The sequence below is a fragment of the Pseudonocardia sp. genome (assembly GCF_050250275.1).
Lineage (GTDB): Bacteria > Actinomycetota > Actinomycetes > Mycobacteriales > Pseudonocardiaceae > Pseudonocardia.
In genome coordinates, this window is sequence record NZ_JBFWOY010000042.1 from 1 (window position 1) to 22,183 (window position 22,183).

The 22,183-nt window shown below is 74.4% G+C and carries 15 protein-coding genes and 1 pseudogene; 11 read left to right on the top strand and 5 right to left on the bottom strand.

Going from position 1 to position 22,183, the window contains the following annotated elements:
- The 5 genes and pseudogenes from AB7F12_RS28180 to AB7F12_RS28200 all read left to right on the top strand — a co-directional run.
- Positions 1–355: pseudogene (locus AB7F12_RS28180) on the top strand (lipoyl synthase); the annotation flags it as partial.
- Positions 352–1,053, top strand: a complete 702-nt coding sequence (gene lipB, locus AB7F12_RS28185) for a lipoyl(octanoyl) transferase LipB (protein ID WP_428517056.1) — start codon at positions 352–354, stop codon at positions 1,051–1,053. The pseudogene AB7F12_RS28180 and the gene lipB, both read left to right, overlap by 4 nt.
- Positions 1,054–1,286: 233 nt before the next feature.
- Positions 1,287–1,499: a carboxylesterase family protein gene (locus AB7F12_RS28190; RefSeq protein ID WP_428518038.1), complete on the top strand. Its 213-nt coding sequence runs from the start codon at positions 1,287–1,289 to the stop codon at positions 1,497–1,499.
- Between the two features lie 60 nt (positions 1,500–1,559).
- Positions 1,560–2,717, top strand: a complete 1,158-nt coding sequence (locus tag AB7F12_RS28195) for a serine hydrolase domain-containing protein (protein ID WP_428517052.1) — start codon at positions 1,560–1,562, stop codon at positions 2,715–2,717.
- A 55-nt stretch (positions 2,718–2,772) separates the two neighbouring features.
- Positions 2,773–3,804 carry a cation diffusion facilitator family transporter gene (locus AB7F12_RS28200; protein WP_428498815.1) on the top strand — a complete coding sequence of 344 codons (1,032 nt, stop codon included), beginning with the start codon at positions 2,773–2,775 and terminating at the stop codon, positions 3,802–3,804.
- A gap of 135 nt (positions 3,805–3,939) precedes the next feature.
- Here AB7F12_RS28200 and rph read toward each other — a convergent pair whose 3' ends face one another.
- On the bottom strand, positions 3,940–6,549 hold the full coding sequence (rph, locus tag AB7F12_RS28205) for a rifamycin-inactivating phosphotransferase (RefSeq protein WP_428498816.1): 2,610 nt from the start codon (positions 6,547–6,549) through the stop codon (positions 3,940–3,942).
- Between the two features lie 182 nt (positions 6,550–6,731).
- On the opposite strand from rph, the gene AB7F12_RS28210 reads away from it, so the two are divergent.
- Complete coding sequence (locus AB7F12_RS28210) at positions 6,732–8,105, top strand: phenylacetate--CoA ligase family protein (RefSeq protein ID WP_428498817.1); 1,374 nt, start codon at positions 6,732–6,734, stop codon at positions 8,103–8,105.
- A 52-nt stretch (positions 8,106–8,157) separates the two neighbouring features.
- Here the strand turns inward: AB7F12_RS28210 and AB7F12_RS28215 are convergent, their stop codons facing one another.
- Complete coding sequence (locus AB7F12_RS28215) at positions 8,158–9,477, bottom strand: MFS transporter (protein WP_428498818.1); 1,320 nt, start codon at positions 9,475–9,477, stop codon at positions 8,158–8,160.
- 228 nt (positions 9,478–9,705) lie between these two features.
- On the opposite strand from AB7F12_RS28215, the gene AB7F12_RS28220 reads away from it, so the two are divergent.
- From AB7F12_RS28220 to katG, 3 genes are all read left to right on the top strand, one after another.
- A complete protein-coding gene (locus AB7F12_RS28220; protein WP_428498819.1) occupies positions 9,706–10,200 on the top strand; it encodes a DinB family protein in 495 nt (164 codons plus the stop codon).
- Positions 10,201–10,352: 152 nt separating this feature from the next.
- Entirely contained in the window at positions 10,353–10,787 is a 435-nt protein-coding gene (locus AB7F12_RS28225; RefSeq protein WP_428498820.1) for a Fur family transcriptional regulator, read from the top strand.
- Between the two features lie 66 nt (positions 10,788–10,853).
- A complete protein-coding gene (katG, locus tag AB7F12_RS28230) occupies positions 10,854–13,055 on the top strand; it encodes a catalase/peroxidase HPI (protein WP_428498821.1) in 2,202 nt (733 codons plus the stop codon).
- Positions 13,056–13,125: 70 nt separating this feature from the next.
- Here katG and AB7F12_RS28235 read toward each other — a convergent pair whose 3' ends face one another.
- Positions 13,126–14,091 carry an endonuclease/exonuclease/phosphatase family protein gene (locus tag AB7F12_RS28235; RefSeq protein WP_428498822.1) on the bottom strand — a complete coding sequence of 322 codons (966 nt, stop codon included), beginning with the start codon at positions 14,089–14,091 and terminating at the stop codon, positions 13,126–13,128.
- On the bottom strand, positions 14,088–14,669 hold the full coding sequence (locus AB7F12_RS28240; protein ID WP_428498823.1) for a M15 family metallopeptidase: 582 nt from the start codon (positions 14,667–14,669) through the stop codon (positions 14,088–14,090). The genes AB7F12_RS28235 and AB7F12_RS28240 overlap by 4 nt, the downstream gene beginning before the upstream one ends.
- Before the next feature lie 87 nt (positions 14,670–14,756).
- Here AB7F12_RS28240 and AB7F12_RS28245 point away from each other — a divergent pair, with 87 nt between their 5' ends.
- Together AB7F12_RS28245 and AB7F12_RS28250 are read left to right on the top strand one after the other, a co-directional pair.
- Positions 14,757–15,428 (top strand): response regulator transcription factor, encoded by a 672-nt coding sequence (locus tag AB7F12_RS28245; RefSeq protein ID WP_428498824.1) that lies wholly within the window; start codon positions 14,757–14,759, stop codon positions 15,426–15,428.
- Positions 15,425–16,552 carry a sensor histidine kinase gene (locus tag AB7F12_RS28250; RefSeq protein WP_428498825.1) on the top strand — a complete coding sequence of 376 codons (1,128 nt, stop codon included), beginning with the start codon at positions 15,425–15,427 and terminating at the stop codon, positions 16,550–16,552. Before AB7F12_RS28245 ends, AB7F12_RS28250 begins: the two co-directional genes overlap by 4 nt.
- A 66-nt stretch (positions 16,553–16,618) precedes the next feature.
- Here AB7F12_RS28250 and AB7F12_RS28255 read toward each other — a convergent pair whose 3' ends face one another.
- Entirely contained in the window at positions 16,619–22,126 is a 5,508-nt protein-coding gene (locus AB7F12_RS28255) for a GAF domain-containing protein (RefSeq protein ID WP_428498826.1), read from the bottom strand.
- Positions 22,127–22,183 lie beyond the last annotated feature (57 nt).

Sequence of the window (22,183 nt, forward strand, 5' to 3'; positions counted from 1 at the left end):
CATGGGCGAGACCCCCGACGAGGTCACCGCCGCACTCCAGGACCTGCACCAGGCGGGCTGCGAGATCATCACGATCACCCAGTACCTGCGCCCCTCCCCCCGCCACCACCCCGTGGAACGCTGGGTCGAGCCCGAGGAATTCGTCGCGCACTCCGACATGGCCGAGGCGATCGGGTTCGCCGGGGTGATGGCCGGGCCGCTGGTGCGCTCGTCCTACCGGGCCGGCCGGCTCTACGCCCAGACCGTCACCGCCCGGGGTGAGGAGCTGACCCCCGCGCTGGCCCACCTCGCCGCCGAGGGCGCTGCATCGCAGGAGGCCCGCACCCTCCTCGCCGTGCGCGGAGCGACCCGATGAACGCCGGACCCACCTGCAAGCTCGTGCCCCACGGCTCCTGCCGGGAGACCGACGGCCCCGTCCGCGTCGACCGGCTCGGCGTCGTCGACTACGCCGCAGCCCGCGAGGCCCAGCGCGCCCACGCCGCCGCCCGCACGGCCGGTACCGGCCCCGACGTGCTGATGCTGCTGGAACATCCGAGCGTCTACACCGCGGGCAAGCGCACCCGCCCCGAGCACCGGCCGACCGACGGCACCCCCGTCGTCGACACCGACCGCGGCGGTGCGATCACGTGGCACGGGCCGGGCCAGCTCGTCGGCTACCCCGTCGTCGCGTTGCGCGACCGGCTCGCCGCCGCCGGGTACGTCGCCCGGCTGGAGGGCGCGCTCGTCGACGTCTGCCGACGCTCCGGGGTCGTCGGAGCCCACCGCATCACCGGCCGTCCCGGGGTGTGGGTGCCCGGCCGCGCCGGCCGGCCCGCCGCCAAGATCGCTGCGATCGGGGTGCGCATGGCCGGCCACGTCACCCAGCACGGCTTCGCCCTCAACTGCGACGCCGACCTGTCCGCGTTCGACGCGATCGTCCCTTGTGGACTCACCGATGCCACCGTCACCTCGCTGACCGTCGCCACCGGCCGGCGCATCGGTGTCGACGACGTCCGCGAGCTCGTGGCGCACGCCGTCGTCGACGCCCTGGACCGGGACTGCCCCGACGCGTAGCCGGCAGCGGTCACACCGTCCTCGCCGCACCGGTCGACGGCCCTTCGGCCGGAGGTTCGCCTCCGCCGACCCGACGGCGACCCGATCACCCTGGACGACCGCCCTGGGCGCCACGGCGCAGGACCCGCCGAGAACGCGTTGTGCCCGGCCCACGCCCGGCCTGGCATCCCCGCGTGACCGGGACGACGACGTCGGCGGGGCGCGTCCGCGGCACCCGCGAGGCAGGTGTGACCGTGTTCCGGGGCATCCCGTTCGCGGCGCCACCCGTCGGCGACCTGCGCTTCGCCGCCCCGGCCCCGCCCGTGCGGTGGGACGGGGTCCGCGAGGCGACGACGTTCGGGCCGACACCGCGCCCGCCGCCGAGCCCTACCCCGAGGTCGACTCGCGGCGGATCTGGCATGACCACGTGTTCGCGCCGCTGCCCCTGGGGTGAGCGCCCGGCGTAACGGCGACGCGTCGGCACGCGAGTTCGTGATCGTCCGAGTCGATCGCCCGAAGGGCCTCCCGTGCGCCTGAAGTTCCTCCGGCACGTCCTGCCCGCACTCCTCGCCACCGGAGCGGTCCTGCTCGCCGGCTCCACCCCGGCACTGGCCTCGGCACCCGCACACCGCGGCGGCGGCCCGGGCGGCATCGACCCGGCGCTGCGCAGCCAGATCGACGCGTTCGCGAACGCGACCGTCGGCACCAACGGGATCACCGGCGTCATCGTCGGCATCCACGACCCGGCCAAGGGCGACCTGCTCACCGCCTACGGCGACGCCGACCGTGCCGGCACCCCGATGCGCCCGAACATGCACTACCGGATCGCGAGCGTCACCAAGACGTTCACCGCCACCGCGATCCTGCAGCTCGCCGACAAGCGCAAGCTCTCCCTCGACGACCGGCTCGACACGTACGTCCCGAACATCCCCCGCGGCCGCCAGATCACCCTGCGCAACCTGCTCGACATGCGCAGCGGCCTCTACGACTACGCCACCGACCCGGCCGTCTACGCGGCCTACCAGAAGAACCCGCTGATGCCGGGCTTCACGACCGACAGCGCCCTGAAGGTCATCCGCGCGCACCCGGGCACCGCCCCCGGACAGAAGCCCGAGTACAACAACAGCAACTACCTGCTGCTCGGGCTCGTGCTGGAGAAGGTCACCGGCGAGCCGGCGCCGGCGACGATCGAGCGCCTCGCGCGGCGCAGCGGCCTCGGGTCGACCACCTTCCCGACGACGCCCGACATGCCGAAGCCCTACGCCCACGGCTACCTGCTGCCCACCGACCCCGGCCCGAACCGCGACGTCACGCGCTCGAGCATGCTCTACCCCTACACCGCCGGCGCGGTCGTCTCGACGGTGCCGGACATGCTGCGCTACGCCGAGCAGCTCGGTACCGGCTACGGCCTGTCCAGGGCGACGTTCCGGGACCGGCTGGACTGGGTCCCGCTGACCGGCGCCGGTGTCCGGCTGCAGTACGGCCTCGGCATCCTGCAGGTCGGCGACTGGATCGGGCACGACGGCTCGATCTTCGGCTACAGCGACGTGGTGTCGTACCTGCCGTCGGCGAAGGCGTCGGTCGTCGTGATGGTGAACGCCTCCAACGCCGACGCGGTCACCTCGACCGACCTGTGGGGCAAGATCGTCAAGCTCCTGTACCCGGACTCGCTGCCCACCTGGTGAGAGCGGAGCCGCCCACGCTTGCACCTATGCGCATGTCGCAATAGTTTCTGACGTCGTGAGCAGCAGTCACGACGTCGGACACGACACGGCCACGCCCTCGGGCCCCGCCGCGCACGGCCACGGCCACGGCCACGGGCACGGGGTGTCGGCGAACGCCGACCGTCGCTGGCTGACGATCGCGCTCGTCCTCATCAGCGTGTTCATGGTCGCCGAGTTCGTCGTCGGCCTCATCGCCGGTTCGCTGGCCCTGCTGTCGGACTCGGCGCACATGCTCACCGACGCCGCGGCGATCGTGCTGGCGCTCATCGCGATCCGGCTCGCGGCACGGCCCGCGAAGGGCGGCTACACCTACGGGCTGCGGCGCGCCGAGATCCTGTCCGCCCAGGCCAACGGCATCACGCTGCTGCTGCTGGCGGTGTGGTTCGTCTACGAGGGCGTCGCCCGGCTGATCGACCCGCCGCCCGTCGAGGGCGGGCTGGTCCTGGTGACGGCGCTGGTCGGGATCGTCGTCAACGTGGCGGCGACGTGGTGCATCAGCCGCGCCAACCGGTCGAGCCTCAACGTCGAGGGCGCGTTCCAGCACATCCTCAACGACCTCTTCGCGTTCATCGCGACCGCGATCGCGGGCGTCGTCCTGGTGACCACCGGCTTCACGCGTGCCGACGCGATCGCCGCACTCGTCGTCGCCGCGCTGATGATCAAAGCGGGGTGGGCGCTGGTCCGCGAGTCGGGCCGCATCTTCCTGGAGGCGGCGCCGCGCGGGACCGACCCCGACGCCCTGGGCGCCGAACTGGTCGCGGTGCCGGGCGTCGCGGAGGTGCACGACCTGCACCTGTGGGAGATCACCTCCGGCGAGGCGGCGCTGTCGGCGCACGTGATGGTGCGCCCGCAGGACGACTGCCACGAGGTGCAGAAGGCCGTCGAGGAGATCCTGCGGGCACGGCACGGGTTGCGGCACACGACGTTGCAGGTCGACCACGCCGAGCCGGGCGTGGACGACCACTGCGAGGAGTCGCACGGCACGGCGCACCGGGCCGTCGGGCCCGACGGCCCGGTCGCGCCCGGGGCTCCCCGCGCGTGCCGGTGACCCGCGGCCCGGGCGCACCGCGGCAGGCGACGTACCTGTCCGTCGACGGCAACGACCCCTGCCCGGGGTGAGCGGGCCCGATCGCGTCGCGGCCCACACCGCTGCTCGGCTCCCGTCCGGTGCACGGCGGCGGGCCTAGGCATCCCCGAGGAGCTCGACGTGACCGTTCGTCCCGTCGACGCGGATCCGCTGCCCGTCGCGGATCAGCCGGGTGCCGTTCTCCACCCCGACGACGGCGGGCAGCCCGTACTCGCGGGCGACGACGGCGCCGTGGGTCATGAGCCCACCGACCTCGGTGACCAGCCCCGCGATCGTCACGAACAGCGGCGACCAGCTGGGGTCGGTGTAGGCGGTGACGAGGATGTCGCCGGCGTCGAGGTCGGCGTCGGCCATGTCGAGGACGACGCGGGCGCGGCCCTCGACGGTCCCCGCGGAGACGGCGAGGCCGGGCAGGGCGCCGGCGGGCAGGTCCTCGCGCCGGTAGGCACCGGTGACGGCCTCGCCGTCGGAGGTGAGCACCCGCGGCGGGGTGAGGGTCCGGAACACGGCCTGGTCCGCGCGGCGCCTGCGGATCAGGTCGGCGTCGGCGTGGCCGGTACGGACGACCTCGTGCAGCTCCTGGAACCGCAGGTGGAACGCGTCCTCCCGGTCGGCGAGCACCCCGTCGCGGACGAGCCGGTCGGCCTCGGCGAGGATCGCCCGCTTGTAGACGAGGTAGCGGCACACCATGCCGAACTTGGGGTACTCGCGGTACCCGATGAACGTCCGCAGCCGGTCGATCATCCGCTTCGTCTCGGCGGCGCGCTCCTCGCCGCCGGGCAGGGCCCGTACGCGGTCGAGGAGGTCGCGCTCGGCCGCCGCGGCGTCGCGGCGCCCCTGCTCGAACAGCCGCCCACCGGCGCCGGGCTCGACGTTGTCGACGTTGCCGAGCAGCACCGGGACGAGCAGCGCCGGCCGTTCGCTCCAGCGCGGACGGCTGATGTCGATCTCACCGACGCACCGCATGCCGTACGCGTCGAGGAAGCCGCGGATCGCGTCGTGGGCCGGCTGCCCGCCGGCGACGGCGGGGAGGCCGTCGAGGACGTCCTCGCCCGCGCCGCGCAGGTACGCGACGACCTCGGGGTGCGGGCGGATCACGTCGGCGACGTCGAGGAGCGCGAGGCCCATCTCGGAGGTGACGTTGTGCGGCACGGACCGGGTGAGCACATCGGATGCGTTCACCTCGCCCAGCCACTCGCGCATCCGGTCGTTGATCCACTGCGCGGCGTCCATGGCCGTCATGAAGACCTGGTGGCCGCGGCGGTCGAACAGCAGCCGGCGCAGCTCCTGGAAGTCGTCGAGGACGAAGTCGAACAGGTCGGCGCCGTGGTGCCGCCCGATCTCGGCGGCGACCGTGGCCAGTGACGCCCGGCTCTCCGCGATCAGCTCCTCGACCAGCGCGGGGTCGGCGTCGATCGGGTCGAACGCGGCGACGGGCGGTGGCCCGGGGCTGTCGGAGACCGTCGGCGGTGCCAGGAAGCCCTCGCGGGCGAGGACGGTGCGCAGCGCGTCGCCCATGAGCGGGTCGGAGGTCGTCATGGTGTCGAGCAGCCAGTCACGGGTGGCCTGTGCCCCGAGGTGCCCGGTGACGTCGACGAACAGCCGCCCGCCCGCCTCGGCCATGGGCCGCGGGGTGGTCAGCTGCCAGACCGACAGGCCCAGGGGCGTCATGGCGTCGGTCATCATCTGCTGGTGTCCGACCGACACGTAGACGTGGTTGCCCTCGTCCGCGGCGGGCGGGATCGGGAACAGCGTGGTGATCGGGCGGCTCTGGACGACCCGGACGTCGTCGTCGGCCAGGCACCACTCGACGTCCTGGGGCCGGCCGAAGTGCGCCTCGATCCGGCGGCCGAGCTGCGCGAGCCGCAGCACCTGCGCGTCGGTCAGGGTCGGCACGTCCTGGCGCGCGGGCTCGATCTCCTGCGGCCGGACGCCGCCGTCCGGGGAGGCGACGAGGGCGAACTTCTTCGTCGCGACCGCGCTGTCGACGATCTCGCCGTCGCGGACGGTCCAGACGTCGGCGTTCACCAGGCCCGACACCAGCGCCTCACCCAGCCCCGGCACGGCCTCGACGGTGACCGCGGTCCGGTCGGAGGTCACGGGGTCGGCGGTGAACAGGACGCCCGCGGCCTGCGGGACCACCATCTGCTGGACGACGACGGCCATCTGCACGCGGCGGTGGTCTATTCCGGCGCGCAGCCGGTAGGTCACGGCCCGCTCGGTGAACAGCGACGCCCAGCAGGACCTGATGCGGCGCAACACCTCCGCCGGGCCGACGACGTTGAGGTAGGTGTCCTGCTGGCCGGCGAAGGAGGCCGTCGGCAGGTCCTCGGCCGTGGCGCTGGACCGGACGGCCACGGGGGTGTCCGCGCCGAGCCTGCCGAGCGGCCCGGTCAGGGCGGCGGCCACGTCGTCGGGGATCGGGAGCGCCTCGATGCCCGCGCGGGCCTCCGCCGAGAGGGCCGCGATCGCGTCCCGATCGGCCGGGTCCAGGTGCGTGAGCCGGTCGAACAGCGCGTCGAGCGCGGCCGCACGGGCCAGGACCCGGCGGTAGGCGTGCGTCGTGACGGCGTAGCCGGGCGGCACGTCGACGCCCCCGACCCGCGACAGCTCCCCCAGGTTCGCGGCCTTGCCGCCGACGACCGCGCCCCCGCTCGCGTCGATCTCCTCGAAGTCCAGCACGTACGTGTCGTGCGAGAAACTCATGTACCGCGTCCCCCAACGATGCCGGTAGCTGCTCGACACCGGGGGATCCGTGCAGGTCCCGGCGTCGGCCGCAGATTCTGCGCCGCCGACCGGGTCTTGCCGCAAGACCCCCTGTGCGCTATACGTTGGAGCAGAGGGAAGACGGTCTCGACCGGTGGCCACACCCGGTCCACACTGTGCCCATGACCGACCCGAGGGCGGCCTACGAGCGCCTGCGCGACGGGCACGTCGCGGCGGTCCGGGCCGCGCTGGAGGACCACGTCGCCCGGCTCGACTGGTCGCCCGAGCGCATCGACGCCTACCGGACGCAACGGCTGCGCGCCCTGCTCTCCTACGCGAAGGAGCGGTCGCCGTTCCACGCGGCACGACTGTCCGGTGTGGACCCGGCTCTCGCGACCGTCGACGACCTCGCCCGGATCCCGCCGATGCTCAAGGGCGACGCCCAGGGCGAGTGGGACGCGATCGTCACCACGCCGCGGATCGACCGCGCCGCCGCCGAGGACGTCCTGTTTCGGCAGGAGTGGTTCTCCTACTCCCCCGACGGCTTGCAGGTGTTCAGCTCCGGCGGCTCGACGGGCGTGCGCGGCGTCTACGTGTGGGGCTGGGACCAGTTCGTGACGCTGGCCTGCCTGGCGTGGCGCTGGCAGGTGCGCGCCGACCGCCGCGCCGGCCGGTCGGGCCCGTCGATGCTGGCGGTCCTGGAGGCGGGCGGCCCGCCGCACGCCAGCACCCCGCTGTTCGACGTCGCGACCGACCCCCTGATGTCGACCGTCGTGATCCCGGCGGCCGCACCGTTCGACGAGGTGCGGGCGGCGGTGGCCGCGGCACGGCCGACGCACCTCGTCGGGTACGCGTCGGTGGTCGGCAGGCTGGCCCGCGAGGTTGTCGCCGGCCGGCTCGACATCGCCCCCGAGCGGGTCAGCACCAACTCCGAGCCGCTGACCGACGACGACCGTGCCGCGATCGCCGCCGCGTGGGGCGCGCCCGTCCACAACCTGTGGGGATCGACGGAGATCGGCGTCCAGGCCGTCGGCTGCGGGGAGGGGGAGGGCCTGCACGTCTGCGCCGACGAGGTGATCCTCGAACGGGTCGACGCCGCAGGCCGGCCCGTGGCTCCCGACGAGCCCGCCGAGCGGACGCTGGCGACGGGGCTCGCGGGCCACACCTTCCCGTTCCTGCGCTACGACCTCGGCGACGAGGTCACGCTGCTGCCGGGCCCCTGCCCGTGCGGGAGCGCGATGCCGCGGGTCGCGGCGATCGACGGGCGGCGCGACGACGACTTCCACTACGCGGCCGCCGCCGTGCCGGCGGCGGCCTTCCGGTACGTGCTGGGCACCGACGCGACGATCTCGGAGTACCAGGTCCGCCAGACGGCGGACGGGGCGGACGTGCTGGTCGTCGGCACACCGGACATCGCCGCGGTCACCGCGGCGCTGGTGGGGTCGGTCCGGCCGCACGGGCTGAGCGCACCGGTGATCCGGGTGGAGGTCGTCGCCGCGATCCCGCGGCACGCGGCGACGGGCAAGCTGCGCCGGTTCGTGGCGCTGCCGGGCTGACACGCCAACCGCCCGCGGCGGGTGCCACGGGCGGTCCCTGCGCAGGCGGGGCTCAGGCCAGCGAACGGTCCCGGGTCTCCGGCAGGGCGAGCAGACAGCCGATCCCGGCCAGCAGCACCGCCGTCAGGTAGCACCCGAGGCCGACGCCTCCCCACACGGCGCTCAGCGGCGCGGCGATCAGCAGGACCACCGCGCCACCGGCGACGCCACCGAGGTTGTAGCTGATGCCCGCGCCGCAGTAGCGGTAGCGCGTCGCGAACAGTTCCGGCAGGTAGGCGGCGAGCGGGCCGTAGGCGACCCCGATCAGGGCGAGCAGCACCACGGCCGCGGTCCCGACGGCGAGCGGGCTGCCGACGTTCATCAGCGGGAAGAGCACGGGCGACCAGATCGCGAGCCCGACCGACCCGGCGAGAACGATGCGGCGGCGGCCGATGCGGTCCGACCACACCGAGGCGATCACCGTCGTCACGCAGGCGGCGAGCGCCGCGAGGGTGTCGATCAGCAGGATCGTCGTCATGTCCATGTGCAGCGTCTTCGTGGCGTAGGTGGTCAGGTAGACCGAGCCCACGGTCATCGCGCCGAAGATGCCGGAGGTGACGCCGATGACGAGCAGCATCGTGCGGGTCTGACGGCGCCACACCTCGACGAACGGCGCGCGGACGGTGTCGCCCTTGCGCTGCGCGGCCGTGAAGACGGGGGTCTCGCTGGTGTGCAGCCGCACGTAGAGGCCGACGGCGATGAGGACGCCGCTGAGCAGGAACGGGATGCGCCAGCCCCACGCGACGAACGCGTCGCTGGTCTCGCCGATGCTCAGGTTGACGACGAGGAAGGTCAGTGAGGCGAGGGCGAACGCGATGCAGGCGCCGAGCTGCGGGTACATCGTCAGCCGGCCGCGGCGCCCGTCGGCGGCGCTCTCGGAGGTGAACAGCGCGGCGCCGGCCCATTCGCCGCCGACGGCGAAGCCCTGCGCGGCGCGCAGCAGCACCAGCAGTACCGGTGCGACCCAGCCGATCGTCGCGGCGCCCGGCATCAGGCCGACGCCCACGGTGCACAGGCCCATCAGGGTGAGCGTGACGACCAGGGTGCGCTTGCGGCCGAGCCGGTCGCCGATGTGGCCGAACACGACCGAGCCGAGCGGCCGGAACACGAACACGACGGCAAGCGTCGCCAGCGCGGCGACCGCACCCGCCATCGGGCTCAGGTGCGGGAAGAACACCTTGTCGAACACGAGGGCGGCGGCGGTGCCGTAGATGAAGTAGTCGTAGAACTCGATGGTGGTGCCGGCGAGGCCGGCGAGCGCGACACGCCGGTCGGTGCGCTGCGGTGCGGGTGCGGGTGCCGGGGCTGCGGCCGGCTGGGTGGCGATGGCCATGTCGGGCCTTCTTCCTGGTCACGACGGTCGGGGGTCGGCCGCTGGATGGATCCAGGCTCGCGCCGGGCGGTGCCGTCCGGGATCGGCCGGTGGGTGGGGCGGGGGCCCGACCCGGGTGTCCCCCGATGGCCCGACAGCCCGTCGTCGTTGCCGTTCCGGCCCGGGCGGGTGCACCGCGCCGCGTCCTCCGATATGACTCGCGGTGCACGACGACCGAGAGGAGCTGCCATGCCCGCCCGACCGGGTCGCCGCCGCGACACCCCGCCCCCACGGACGGGCAGCAGCGAGGCCGAGGTGCTGCGCGGTTTCCTCGACCACCTGCGGACGAGCATCGTCGCGAAGGTCGAGGACGCGCCCGAGCCGCAGGTGCGCACGGCGGGCGTGCCGTCGGGCACCAACCTGCTCGGGCTGCTCAACCACCTGACGTTCGTCGAGGAGGCGACGTTCCTGGGTACGCACGTGCGGAGCTGGCCGGCCACGTTCCGGGCCTCCCCCGGCGACACCGTCGGGGAGGTCGTGGCCCGCTACCGCGACGCCGTCGCGCGTGCCGACCGCGTGCTGGACACGTGCGACGACCTGGGGGCGCCCGTGCCACGTCCGGCGTCGGGGAAGCCGGCGCCGTCGGTGCGGTGGGCGCTCGCGCACATGATCGAGGAGACCGGCCGCCATGCCGGGCACGCCGACATCCTGCGCGAGCAGATCGACGGTGCCACCGGCCGGTGACGGGCTCCCCCCGGTGCGGGCGGCGTGGCCGGGCGCGAACGCAACCGCTCGGCGCACAGGGGGCGTCGTGGTCGGGGGGCGTCGGAACCGCTCGGCGCACAGTTCCTTCTTTTGAATTGAACCAGTCAGGTCTTCGTGGTGGAATCTGCCACGTGCAGAGCAGCGCGCAGATCGAGCAGTCCATCCGTGATGCCGCGCTGCGCGTCACCGGACCGCGCAGGGCGGTGCTGGCGGCCGTGCTCGACCATCCGCACGCCGACACCGACACCCTGATCGCGGAGACCCGGCAACGGCTGGGCTCGGTGTCGCACCAGGCGGTGTACGACGTGCTGCGTGTGCTCACCGACGCCGGGCTGATCCGCCGTTTCCAACCGGCGGGTTCGGTCGCCCGGTACGAGGCGCGCGTCGGCGACAATCACCACCATCTCGTGTGCCGCTCCTGCGGCGCGGTGAACGACGTCGACTGCGCCACCGGCGATGCGCCCTGCCTGACCGCCGCCGACACGGCGGGCTTCCAGATCGACGAGGCCGAGGTCGTGTACTGGGGCGTCTGCCCCACCTGCCAGGCCCTGTCCGCCGGTACCTGACCGTCAACAGTTCGCGACACGCCGGCCGGTCCCCCCGGAACCGGCACCCACCGAGGAAGGACTCCCGTGCCCCCCGAGAGCGACAACACCACCGCGAGCCGTAGCGAGAGCGAGAACCCGGCACTCGCCGGACCGACGGACCACTCCCAGCACCGGCCGCGCACCAACCGCGACTGGTGGCCCAACCAGGTCGACCTGGGGGTCCTCACCCGGACGTCGCCCGCGTCCGACCCGCTCGGTGACGACTTCGACTACAAGAAGGCCGTCTCGCAGCTCGACTTCGAGGCCGTGAAGGCCGACATCATCGAGGTCATGCGCACGTCGCAGGACTGGTGGCCGGCCGACTGGGGTCACTACGGCCCGCTGTTCATCCGCATGTCCTGGCACGCCGCCGGCACCTACCGTCAGCACGACGGCCGCGGCGGCGCCGGCGAGGGCGCCCAGCGCTTCGCCCCGCTCAACAGCTGGCCCGACAACGGCAACCTCGACAAGGCCCGCCGGCTGCTCCTGCCGGTCAAGCAGAAGTACGGCCGCAGCCTCTCCTGGGCCGACCTGCTGGTCCTCGCCGGCAACGTCGCCCACGAGGACATGGGCTTCGAGACGTTCGGCTTCGCCTTCGGCCGCCCGGACGTGTGGCAGCCCGACGAGGTCTTCTGGGGCCCGGAGGACACCTGGCTGGGCGACGAGCGCTACAGCGACGACACCCCGCTCGAGCTCGAGGGCGCCCTCGGCGCCGTCACCATGGGGCTCATCTACGTCAACCCGGAGGGCCCGCGCGGCTCGGCCGACGCGCTCGCGTCCGGCCACGACATCCGCGTCACCTTCGGCCGGATGGCGATGAACGAGGAGGAGACCGTCGCGCTCATCGCGGGCGGCCACACCTTCGGCAAGGCGCACGGCGCCGGCAACCCCGACCTCGTCGGCCCGGAGCCCGAGGGCTGCCCGGTCCACTCCGGCGGCCTCGGCTGGCGCAACGAGAACGGCACCGGCAAGGGCGCCGACACCGTCACCAGCGGTCTCGAGGGCGCCTGGACCCCGACGCCCACCCAGTGGGACAACAGCTACTGGGAGACCCTGTTCGGCTACGAGTGGGAGCTCACCACCAGCCCCGCGGGCGCCAAGCAGTGGCAGCCCAAGGAGGCCGCGGGCCAGGAGGTCGTGCCCGACGCGCACATCGAGGGCAAGAAGAACCCGCCCATGATGTCGACCGCCGACATGGCGCTCATCGTCGACCCGGGCCTGCGCGCGATCTCCGAGCGCTTCCGCGACAACCCCGACCAGTTCGCCGACGCCTACCGCCGCGCGTGGTTCAAGCTGCTGCACCGCGACATGGGCCCGGTCTCGCGCTACGTCGGCCCGTGGGTGCCGGAGGAGGTCCAGCTCTGGCAGGACCCGATCCCCGCCGCCGAGCACGCGCCGCTGTCCGACGCCGACGCCGCCGAGCTCAAGAAGCAGATCCTCGCCTCGGGTCTGACCGTCGGCCAGCTCGTGCACACGGCCTGGTCGTCGGCCGCGTCCTTCCGGACCACCGACAAGCGCGGTGGCGCGAACGGCGCCCGGCTGCGCCTGGAGCCGCAGGCGAGCTGGCCGGTCAACGCCGGCACCGCCGAGGTCATCGCCAAGCTCGACGAGGTGCGCGCCGCGTTCGGCAAGCCCGTCTCGCTGGCCGACACGATCGTCCTGGCCGGCTCCGCCGCCGTCGAGAAGGCCGCGGCCGACGCGGGCGTGCCCGTCTCCGTGCCGTTCAGCGGGGGCCGCACCGACGCGTCGCAGGACCAGACCGACACCGAGACCTTCCAGTACCTGGAGCCGCACGCCGACGGGTTCCGCAACTGGATCGCCCCGAACGTGAAGCTCTCCCCGGAGACGCTGCTCGTCGACCGCGCCTACATGCTGGAGCTGTCGGCCAAGGAGCTGACCGTCCTGATCGGCGGCCTGCGCGTGCTGGACGCCAACACCGGCGGCGCGAAGCACGGCGTCTTCACCGACACCCCGGGCGTCCTGTCGCAGGACTTCTTCCGCAACCTGCTCGACCTCGGCGTCGAGTGGAACACGTCGAAGGACGAGGCGGGCGTCTACGAGGCTCGCGACGCGAACGGCACGGTCGTGCGCACCGCGACCGCGGCCGACCTCGTGTTCGGCTCGAACTCGATCCTGCGCGGCATCGCGGAGGTCTACTCCGCCGACGACGCGAAGGAGAAGTTCGTCGCGGACTTCGTCGCGGCATGGACCAAGGTCATGGACCTGGACCGGTTCGACCTGCGGTGATCCTGCAGGCCTGAACTGAACGGGACCCCCGGGCGTCACGTCGCCCGGGGGTCCCGTCATGTGCGCGCCCTCACGGGCCGAGCGTCGCCGCCACCGGCCGGTGGTCGGACCCGGTGGGCGGCAGCACCCATGCCCGGTCCGGGGTGAGGCCACGGACCAGGATCTGGTCCGACCGCACCACCGGGAACGACGCCGGCCAGCTGAACCCGAAACCGGCCCCGGCCGCCTCCTGGACAGGGTGCAGCTGGGCCGTCAGCGCCGCGAACGCGCGGTCGTCCATCGTGCCGTTGAGGTCGCCGAGCAGCACCACACGCTCCGCGCGGTCCGCGGCGAGCGCGCCGGCCAGAGCCTCGATGCCGCCGTCGCGGCTCTCCGTCCAGAACCCGTTGCGCGGGAACACCCGCACCGACCCGAGATGCGCGACGTACACCGTCAGCGGCCCCCGGTCCGTCGCCACGGTGGCGCGCAGCGCCCGCGTCGTGTCCGTCGCGACGTCGACCGGACGCGTGTCCGACAGCGGCAGCCTGCTCCACAGCCCGACGGTGCCCATCACGACGTGGAACGGGTAGCCGTCCGCGAGCACCTCCTCGTAGGTGCCGCGCGCGCTCCCGGTCAGCTCCTGCAGCGCCAGCACGTCCGCACCCGAGGCGGCCAGCTCGCGCGCGGTGCCGACCGGGTCGCTGTTCGCGGCGCCGACGTTGTGGCTGACGACGGTGAGACCGCCCGCCGGGCCCGACTTGTCGACGATCGCGCCCCCGAACATGCCCAGCCACACGACGGCCGGCAGCGCCGTCGCGACCGCCGCCGTGGCGGACCGGCGCAGCAGCGCACCGGCGAGCAGCAGCGGGACGAACAGACCCAGCCACGGCAGGAACGTCTCCACCAGGCTGCCGACGTTCCCGACGGCGTTCGGGACCAGCCCGTGCAGCCCCAGGACCAGCCCGAGCAGGACCGCCGCCGCCGCGAGGAGCCGGCCGCGCCGCCACGTCCCCGCGCCGCCGGCCCGGCCCGGCCGTTCCCGTTCCTCGACGGTCATCGCTGCATCCTCGGATCCTCGGTCGGGTCGGCATACGGGCGGGGGCAGCCGGCGTCGGCCGCACGCAGCTCGACGTGCCACGGTTCGTTGTGGTAGATGCGGCACAGCCCGTACCCGGCGCCGTGGCGCGACAGCCAGGCCGCGGCGGTGGGCGGGCCGACGTCGACGGCCTGCCCCGACACGTGCGGCGACGTGTCGGCGGTCGCGACCCAGCGCGCGGCCTCGTCCTCGGAGCCGTACTCGGCGACCGCGTCGCGCAGCAGCTGCTCCTGGTAGGCGCGCGACCGCCAGCCACTGTTGACGACGAGCCCGACGCCGTCACCCGCCGCGGCCGTCGCGGCGGCGCGCAGCGCCGACAACAGGCCGGGGTCGAGGTTCGTCACGGCGGCGACCTCGTCGAACACCGTGACACCGGCGCCGACGACGCCGTCGGCGCCGCCCGCCGTGCGGGGCACGTGCACCGGCGCGGGCGCTGGGAGCAGGACGAGTGCCGCGGCGGCGGCCGCGGCGACGGCGAGCAGGAGCACGACGACCGGCGACCGGTGCGGGCGCCGTCTCGAAGCGGTGGTCCGGATCATGTCGCCAGTCGACGCGAAGCGGTGTTGCCCGCCCGTATCTGCTTTCCGATACACCGCCGATATGCGCGTTCTCCTAGCCTCGGGCCCATGCGTGTGCTGATCGTGGAGGACGAGCCCTTCCTCGCGGAGGCCGTCCGCGACGGCCTGCGCCTCGAGGCGATCGCCGCCGACATCGCCGGTGACGGCGACACCGCACTGGCGCAGCTGAGCGTCAACACCTACGACATCGCCGTCCTGGACCGCGACGTCCCCGGGCCGTCCGGCGACGAGATCGCGCGGCGCATCGTGGCCTCCGGCAGCGGCATGCCGATCCTGATGCTCACCGCCGCCGACCGGCTCGACGACAAGGCCACCGGCTTCGAGCTCGGCGCCGACGACTACCTCACGAAGCCCTTCGCGATGCGTGAGCTCGTCCTGCGCCTGCGGGCGCTGGACCGGCGCCGCTCCCACCACCGGCCGCCGGTACGGGAGATCGCCGGCCTGCGGGTCGACCCGTTCCGCCGCGAGGTCTTCCGCGACGGCCGCTACGTCGCGCTCACCCGCAAACAGTTCGCCGTGCTGGAGGTCCTCGTCGCCGCGGAGCGTGGCGTCGTCAGCGCGGAGGAGCTGTTGGAACGGGCGTGGGACGAGAACGCCGACCCGTTCACCAACGCCGTCCGCATCACCGTGTCGGCGCTGCGCAAACGTCTCGGCGAACCGCCGATCATCGCGACGGTTCCCGGCGTCGGGTACCGCATCGACGCCGGGGACCCGACGTGACCCGGGAGCCGGGGACGAGCGTGCGCGTCCGGCTCGCGCTGAGCTACGCCGCGTTCCTGATGCTCGCGTGCGTGCTGCTGCTCGGGGCGGTGTGGGTGTTCCTGCTGCGTGACGTGCCGCTGCGCTACCTGGTGCCCAACCCGGCGAACCTGCCGCGCATCGTCGACCCGGGCAGCTACGGCCCGGCCGTGTTCGGCGTCGCCGTCGCCGCGATCCTGGTGTTCCTGCTGGTGTTCGGGCTCGGCGGCGGGTGGTTGCTCGCCGGCCGGATGCTCGCACCGTTGACCCGCATCACCGGCGCCACCCGCGCGGCCGCGGCCGGCTCGCTCTCGCACCGCATCGCGCTGGAGGGCCCGGGCGACGAGTTCCGCGAGCTCGCCGACGCCTTCGACACGATGCTGGGCCGCCTCGAGGCCCACGTCGAGGAGCAGCGCCGGTTCGCCGCGAACGCCTCCCACGAGCTGCGCACCCCGCTCGCGACGACCCAGGCGCTGCTCGACGTGGCCCGCGCCGACCCCGGCCACGACACGGGTGAGCTGCTGGCCCGGCTGCACGCCGTCAACACCCGCGCGATCGCGCTCACCGAGGCGTTGCTGCTGCTGGGACGGGCCGACCAGCGGTCCGTCGCCCGCGACCACGTCGACCTGTCGCTGCTGGCCGAGGACGCCGTCGAGACGCTGCTGCCGCTCGCCGAGGCGCGGCACGTGGTCTTCGGGACCGTCGACACCCCGGCGCCCGTCGTCGGCTCCCGGGCCCTCCTGCTGCAGCTGACGACGAACCTGGTGCACAACGCGATCGTCCACAACCTGGCCGGGGGCGGCGTCGTCCGGATCGCCACCGGTACCCGGGCGGCGACGGCGGTGCTGACGGTGGAGAACACCGGCACGCCGCTCGACCCGCGGCTGGTGTCCACACTGGCCGAACCCTTCCGCCGCGGTGCCGAGCGCACCCGCACCGACCACCCGGGCGTCGGCCTGGGGCTGGCGATCGTCCGCAGCATCGCCCGCGCCCACAACGGGACGCTGACGTTGGCGCCCCGCCCGGGCGGCGGCCTGCACGCCACGGTGGAGCTGCCGCTGGACCGCAGCGCATCGGCGACCGTGCCGGTGAGCGTCGGTCGCTGAGCGTCCGCGGCGGCGGACACCCATCGGCCCCGGATGCGCGCCGCCCCAGCGGCCGACCGGCCGGGGTCAGGAGCCGTCCGGCCCGATCCGCGCCAGGTCGAGCACCCGGGCCGCTGGCGTGCCGGGCCGGGCGCCCACCCCGAGCCGGACCGACCGGGCGGCGGCCAGCCGCACCAGGTCCACGATCATGCCGACGCCGGCGCTGGCCAGGTAGCCGACGCCGTCGAGGTCGAGGTGGACCTCCTGCCCCGGCCCCACGGTGTCGAGCAGTGCGAGCAGGCCCGGGCGCACGTCCTCGACCGACGCGAGGTCGATCTCGCCGCTGATCTCGACGCGCGTCCGGCCCTCCCCGCGCACGACCTCCAGGTGTGGCGCGGCCGGGGGACCACCGGGACGCGCCGCGGCCTGCCCGGCCGTCCCGTCCGGGACGACGACGAACTCGACGACGGTCCCGTCGACGCCCCGGCGGATGTCGACCTCCCGGCCGAGGGAGCGGATGAGGTCGAGGCCCCGGCCGCGGTACCCCTTGTCCGCGGGCACCGGCCGCCAGGTGCCGTGGTCGGCGACGAGGACGTGCACCGCCCCGGCGGTGCGCACCGCGACCCGCACGTCGAAGGTGCCGGGGGCGTCCGGCGGGTAGGCGTGGTCGACGGCGTTGGCCGCGGCCTCACCGAGTGCGAGCTGGAGGTCGTCGAGGAGCGGCGGGTCGAGCGCGGCCAGCCGCGCCCACGCCGCGATCCGGCGGCGCAGCCCCCGCAGCTCCCCCGCGTTCGCGGGGACCTGCAGCTCGAGGGGGTCGGGGAGCAGCCGGACGGCGACGACGGCGACGTCGTCGAGGTGGAGCCCGTGTTCGTCGAGCCGGTCGAGCAGGCCGTCGACGAGCTGCTCGGGCGGGGCGTCGGCGAGCTCGGCGGCCGCCGTGCGCAGCCGCTCCAGGCCGTCGTCGATCAGCTCGCCGCGGCGTTCGACGAGGCCGTCGGTGTAGAGCAGCAGGGTCGCGCCAGGCCGGACGACGGTCGCCCCCTCGGTGTAGGGCGGCCTGCCGCTCATGCCGAGCACCGCGCCGTGGCCGCCGTCGAGGAAGCCTGCGTCGGTGGCGTCGACGAGCAGCGGCGGCAGGTGGCCCGCGCGCGCCCAGCGCAGCGTCCGGGTCTCCCGGTCCAGGATCAGGCAGGCGGCCGTCGACGCGGCGGCGCCGGGGATCCAGCCGACGTACCCGTCGAGGGTCTCCAGCGCCTCGGCGGGCGTCCGGCCCTCACGCAGCGCACCGGACAGCGCGACCCGCAGCTGGCCCATCACGGCGGCGGCCGGCGCACCCTGGCCGACGACGTCGCCGACGGCGAGCGCGATGCCCTCACCACCACCCGGCATGGCGACCGGGAACAGGTCGTACCAGTCGCCACCCGCCTGGACACCGGCCGCGCCGGGCCGGTAGCGGGCGGCGACGGCGAGCCCGTCGAGCGGGGCGACCTCGCGGGGCAGCAGGCTGCGTTGCAGGACGGCGGCGATCTCGTGCTCGGCCTGGTGCAGCCGCGCCCGGTCGATGGCCTGGGCGCACTGGGCGGCCACCGTGAGCAGGGCGGCGCGTGCCTCGTCCGACAGTGGGGCGGCGGTGTCGGGGAACCGCAGGCCGAGGGCACCGAGGGGCGTCCCCGCGAGGACCAGCGGGACCGCGACCTGGTCGGGGAGCGCGATCTGCCCGGCCCGCAACCTGCGGTCGCGCCAGGCCTGTTCCGAGCGGTCCCCCACCCACACGGGCTGCCCCGTCCGCGACGCGTGGGCCAGCGGGTGCGCGGCGTCGAGCGGCACCCGCCGGACACCGACGGGCCCGGTCGCCGCGAGAACCTCCAGCTGCGTCTCCTGCACGAGGACCACCGCGGCCTCCGCGGCCCCGAGGTCCCCCGCGTGCTGCAGCATCACCTGCCCCACCTCGGCGGGGGTGACCGCCCGCGACAGCGCGGCGACGACCGCGGTGAACTTCTCCGCGGCCCGGCGGGCGTCGCTCTCGGCGGCCAGCAGCTCGGCCCGGCGCAGCGCCTCGCCACATTGCTCGGCCAACGACATCACGGCGGTGCGCTCGACGTCGCCGAACACCCGGTCCTCGACGAACGCCATGGACACGACGCCGATGCAGCGACCCGCGACCAGCAGCGGCACCGACGACACCGAGGCGTACCCGTACTCGCGGCGGACGAGGTCGCGGATGCCCGGGTAGCGGGTGCGCCAGTCGTCGTCGGTCTCCACCCAGGTCGGCGCGCCGGTGCGGACGGCCTCCGCCGTGGGGTCCTCGGAGTCGGTCGGCAGGGTGCTCCAGTCGCGCTCGACACGCGGGTCCCAGCCGCGCAACGCCAGTGCCTCCAGGACGCCGTCGGCGCGCAGCTCCCACAACCCGACCGCGGTGGCCCCGGTGAGCTGCTGGAACTGCTCGGTCGCCACCTCGCCCACCCGGCGCGGCGTGGGCGCGGCCGACAACGCCGCCGTGGCCTGCTGCAGCAGCGTGAGCCGCGCGGTCGTCGCCTGCTCGCTGACGAACAGCCGGGCGTTGTCCAGTGCGACGGCGGCCCGGCGGCCGAGCTCGACGAGCAGGGCGAGGTCGTCGTCGTCGTGCGGTGCGGCGGGCGCGGTCCGGCCCGCGACCAGCACGCCGGCGATGCGCCCGCGCGCCGCCAACGGGACCAGCGCGACGCTGCGCACCCCGAGCTCGCGCCAGCGTTGCCGTTGCTGCGGCGACGCGCCGGCCAGGAACCCGTCGTCACCGGGGACGACCAGCCGCGGGGCCCCCGCGACGTCGAGGAGGTGGCGGGGGTCGGCGTCGATGAGGGCGAGGAGCTCGGGGTCGCGGGCCGCCACCGCCCGGTCGGCGGGGGCGACGACCAGCCCTGCGAGGTCGGCCACGCCCTCGTCGACCAGGGCGTGGACGAGGACGTCGCGGCGCTCGTCCACCGTCGACACCGCATCCATCCCCGCCCCTACGTGCGCGACGAGCCGCTGCCGCTCCTCCCCGCGGTAGCGGGCGTCGATGTCGAGGCACCCGCCCACGTAGCCGGTCCCGGCGCCGTGGACCGGGACCCCGCGGTCGAGCACCCAGCGGTAGCGCCCGTCGCCGCCGCGGAGGCGGTACTCGACGTCGAAGCCTGCGCCGGCCGCGGTGGCCGCGGCGCGCCGCGCGTCGTAGCGGTCGACGTCGTCGGGATGGATGAGGGCGTGCCACTGCCGGGGGTCCTCGGTGCCGGTGTAGTCGCACCAGGCCCGGTTCACGAAGGCGCGGTCGCCGTCGGGGCCGTCGGCCCAGATCAGGGCGGGTGTCGCGTCGGCCAGCATGCGGAAGCGGCGCTCGGCCTCGGTCCTGGCCCGGCTCAGCCGCAGCGTGCCGTCGACCCGTGCGAGCAGCTCGGCGGCGGCGAACGGCTTCACCAGGTAGTCGTCGGCGCCCGCGGCCATCCCCTCGACGGCCGCCTCCTCCCCCGCGCGGGCGGACAGCAGCAGCACCGGCACCCGGGCGGTCCGTGGGTCGGCCCGCAGCCGCGCGAGCAGCTCCAGCCCGTCCATGCCGGGCATCATCACGTCGGACACCAGGAGGTCCGGCGGGTCGGCGAGCGCGGACGTGAGCGCGGCCCGCCCGTCGGGCACCACGTCGACGACGTGCGTGCCCGACAGCAGCCGCCGCAGGTAGTCGCGCATGTCGGCGTTGTCGTCGGCGACCAGCACCCGGGCTGCACCGACGGGGCCCTCCCCGGCGGTCGGGGCGACGGGACCGGGCAGCCAGCGCAGCGACTCCGCCACGTAGGGCTCGGCGAGGCGCGGCGCGGCGCCGACCTCCTCGGGTGCGTCGTCGATCCGGTCGGCAGGCAGGTGGGCGGTACCGAACGGCAGCTCGACGACGAACGTCGTACCGACCTCCGGGGTGCTCTCCGCGGTGATCGTGCCGCCGTGCACGCCGACGAGCTCACGCACCATGGCCAGCCCGATGCCACTGCCCTCGGTGGACCGTGACCGGACCCCGGTCACCCGGTGGAACCGCTCGAACATCCGCGGGATCTCGGCCGCCGCGACGCCGACGCCGGTGTCGGCCACGGTCAGCCTGACCACACCACCGACCTCGCGCAGCTCGACCCGGATGTCGCCGTCGAAGGTGAACTTCAGCGCGTTGGACAGCAGGTTGAGGACGATCTTCTCCCAGCTGTCCCGGTCCACGTGCACGGGCGCGGACAGCGGCGCGCAGTCGACGGCGAAGCCGATTCCGGCGCTCTCGATCGCGGAGCGGAACGCGCCCGCGAGCTCGGCGGTCAGCCGCGCCAGGTCCACCGGCACGAACCGGGCGTCGACGCGGCCCGCCTGTAGCCGGGAGTAGTCGAGCAGGCTGTTCACGAGCTTGCCCAGCCGCAACCCGTTGCGATGCACGACGTCGAGCTCCGTGCGCAGCCGCGTCGCGTCGACCGGCCCGGGGTCGGCGTCGCGGCGCAGCTCCTCGATCGGACCCATGATCAGGGTGAGCGGGGTCCGGAACTCGTGGGAGACGTTGGAGAAGAAGTCGGTCTTGGCCCGGTCCAGCTCGGCGAGCGCTTCGGCGCGGGTGCGCTCGGCCTCGTAGGCGCGTGCGTTGAGCAGCCCCGACGCGATCTGCGCGGCGAGGAGCTCGACGAACCCGCAGTAGCCCTCGTCGAGGGCCCGGTAGGGGTTGAGCCCGGCGACGACGAACCCGCTGACCACCCCGTCCTGCACGGGTCCGAGCGGCAGCACCATGGCCTGGTGGGGCGGGCGGTCCCAGGCCCCGGTGGGCAGCTCCGGGAGGAGCCGGTGCAGGTCGTCGACGACGATCGCGGCGCCGGCGCGGACCTGCGGGCTGTTCCAGGGGTGGTCGGCGCCGACCTGCGCGGGCGCCCCGGCGGTTCCCGGCGCGCCGCCCGTGCCGCACGCCAGCCGTGCGGTGTCATCGTCGGCGTCGGTCAGGTAGACCGCGGTGAACGGCAGGTCGCGGGTGGCGCCCCGGAGCTGGTCGCCGACGACCGCGACGACCTCCCGTTCGGAGCGGGCCCCGGCCAGCGCGGCCGACAGGCTGCGCAGCGTCGACATCCGGCGCTCGGACAGGACGCGGTCGGTGTTCTCGGTGACGACGCACAGGAACCCGGCGGCGACGCCGTCCTCGTCGGCGAGGGGGCTGTAGGAGAAGGTGTGGTAGGTCTCCTCGGGGTAGCCGCTGCGCTCGAGGAGCAGCAGCAGGTTCTCGTCCCAGGTGGCCTCGCCCGTCGCCAGCACCGACTCGATGCGGGGGCCGATGTCGTCCCAGATCTCCGCCCACACCTCGCGGGCGGGCCGCCCGAGTGCCCACGGGTGCTTGGCGCGCAGGGTGTCGCGCCGGTAGGCGTCGTTGTAGAAGACGGTGAGCTCGGGGCCCCAGCCCATCCACATCGAGAACCGTGACCCGAGCAGGATCCGCACGACGCTGCGCAGGGCGGACGGCCAGGTCTCGGGGGTGCCGACGGCCGTGGCGGACCAGTCGAGGCCGGCCATCACCCTGCCGAGCCCGCCGCCGCGGGCGAACGGGCTGCCGGCGCCCTCCCGCGCAACGGACATCGAACTCCCAATCGTGGCCCGGGGGACCGCCGAAGGGTATCGACGGGAGGCCGGGGC

What these genes read in the sequence shown, in the direction of transcription:
- lipB (WP_428517056.1), top strand. Translation starts at nt 352, where the DNA reads ATGAACGCCGGACCCACCTGCAAGCTCGTGCCCCACGGCTCCTGCCGG.
- rph (WP_428498816.1), bottom strand. Translation starts at nt 6,549, where the DNA reads ATGAGTTTCTCGCACGACACGTACGTGCTGGACTTCGAGGAGATCGAC.
- AB7F12_RS28210 (WP_428498817.1), top strand. Translation starts at nt 6,732, where the DNA reads ATGACCGACCCGAGGGCGGCCTACGAGCGCCTGCGCGACGGGCACGTC.
- AB7F12_RS28215 (WP_428498818.1), bottom strand. Translation starts at nt 9,477, where the DNA reads ATGGCCATCGCCACCCAGCCGGCCGCAGCCCCGGCACCCGCACCCGCA.
- AB7F12_RS28220 (WP_428498819.1), top strand. Translation starts at nt 9,706, where the DNA reads ATGCCCGCCCGACCGGGTCGCCGCCGCGACACCCCGCCCCCACGGACG.
- AB7F12_RS28235 (WP_428498822.1), bottom strand. Translation starts at nt 14,091, where the DNA reads ATGACCGTCGAGGAACGGGAACGGCCGGGCCGGGCCGGCGGCGCGGGG.
- AB7F12_RS28240 (WP_428498823.1), bottom strand. Translation starts at nt 14,669, where the DNA reads ATGATCCGGACCACCGCTTCGAGACGGCGCCCGCACCGGTCGCCGGTC.
- AB7F12_RS28245 (WP_428498824.1), top strand. Translation starts at nt 14,757, where the DNA reads ATGCGTGTGCTGATCGTGGAGGACGAGCCCTTCCTCGCGGAGGCCGTC.
- AB7F12_RS28255 (WP_428498826.1), bottom strand. Translation starts at nt 22,126, where the DNA reads ATGTCCGTTGCGCGGGAGGGCGCCGGCAGCCCGTTCGCCCGCGGCGGC.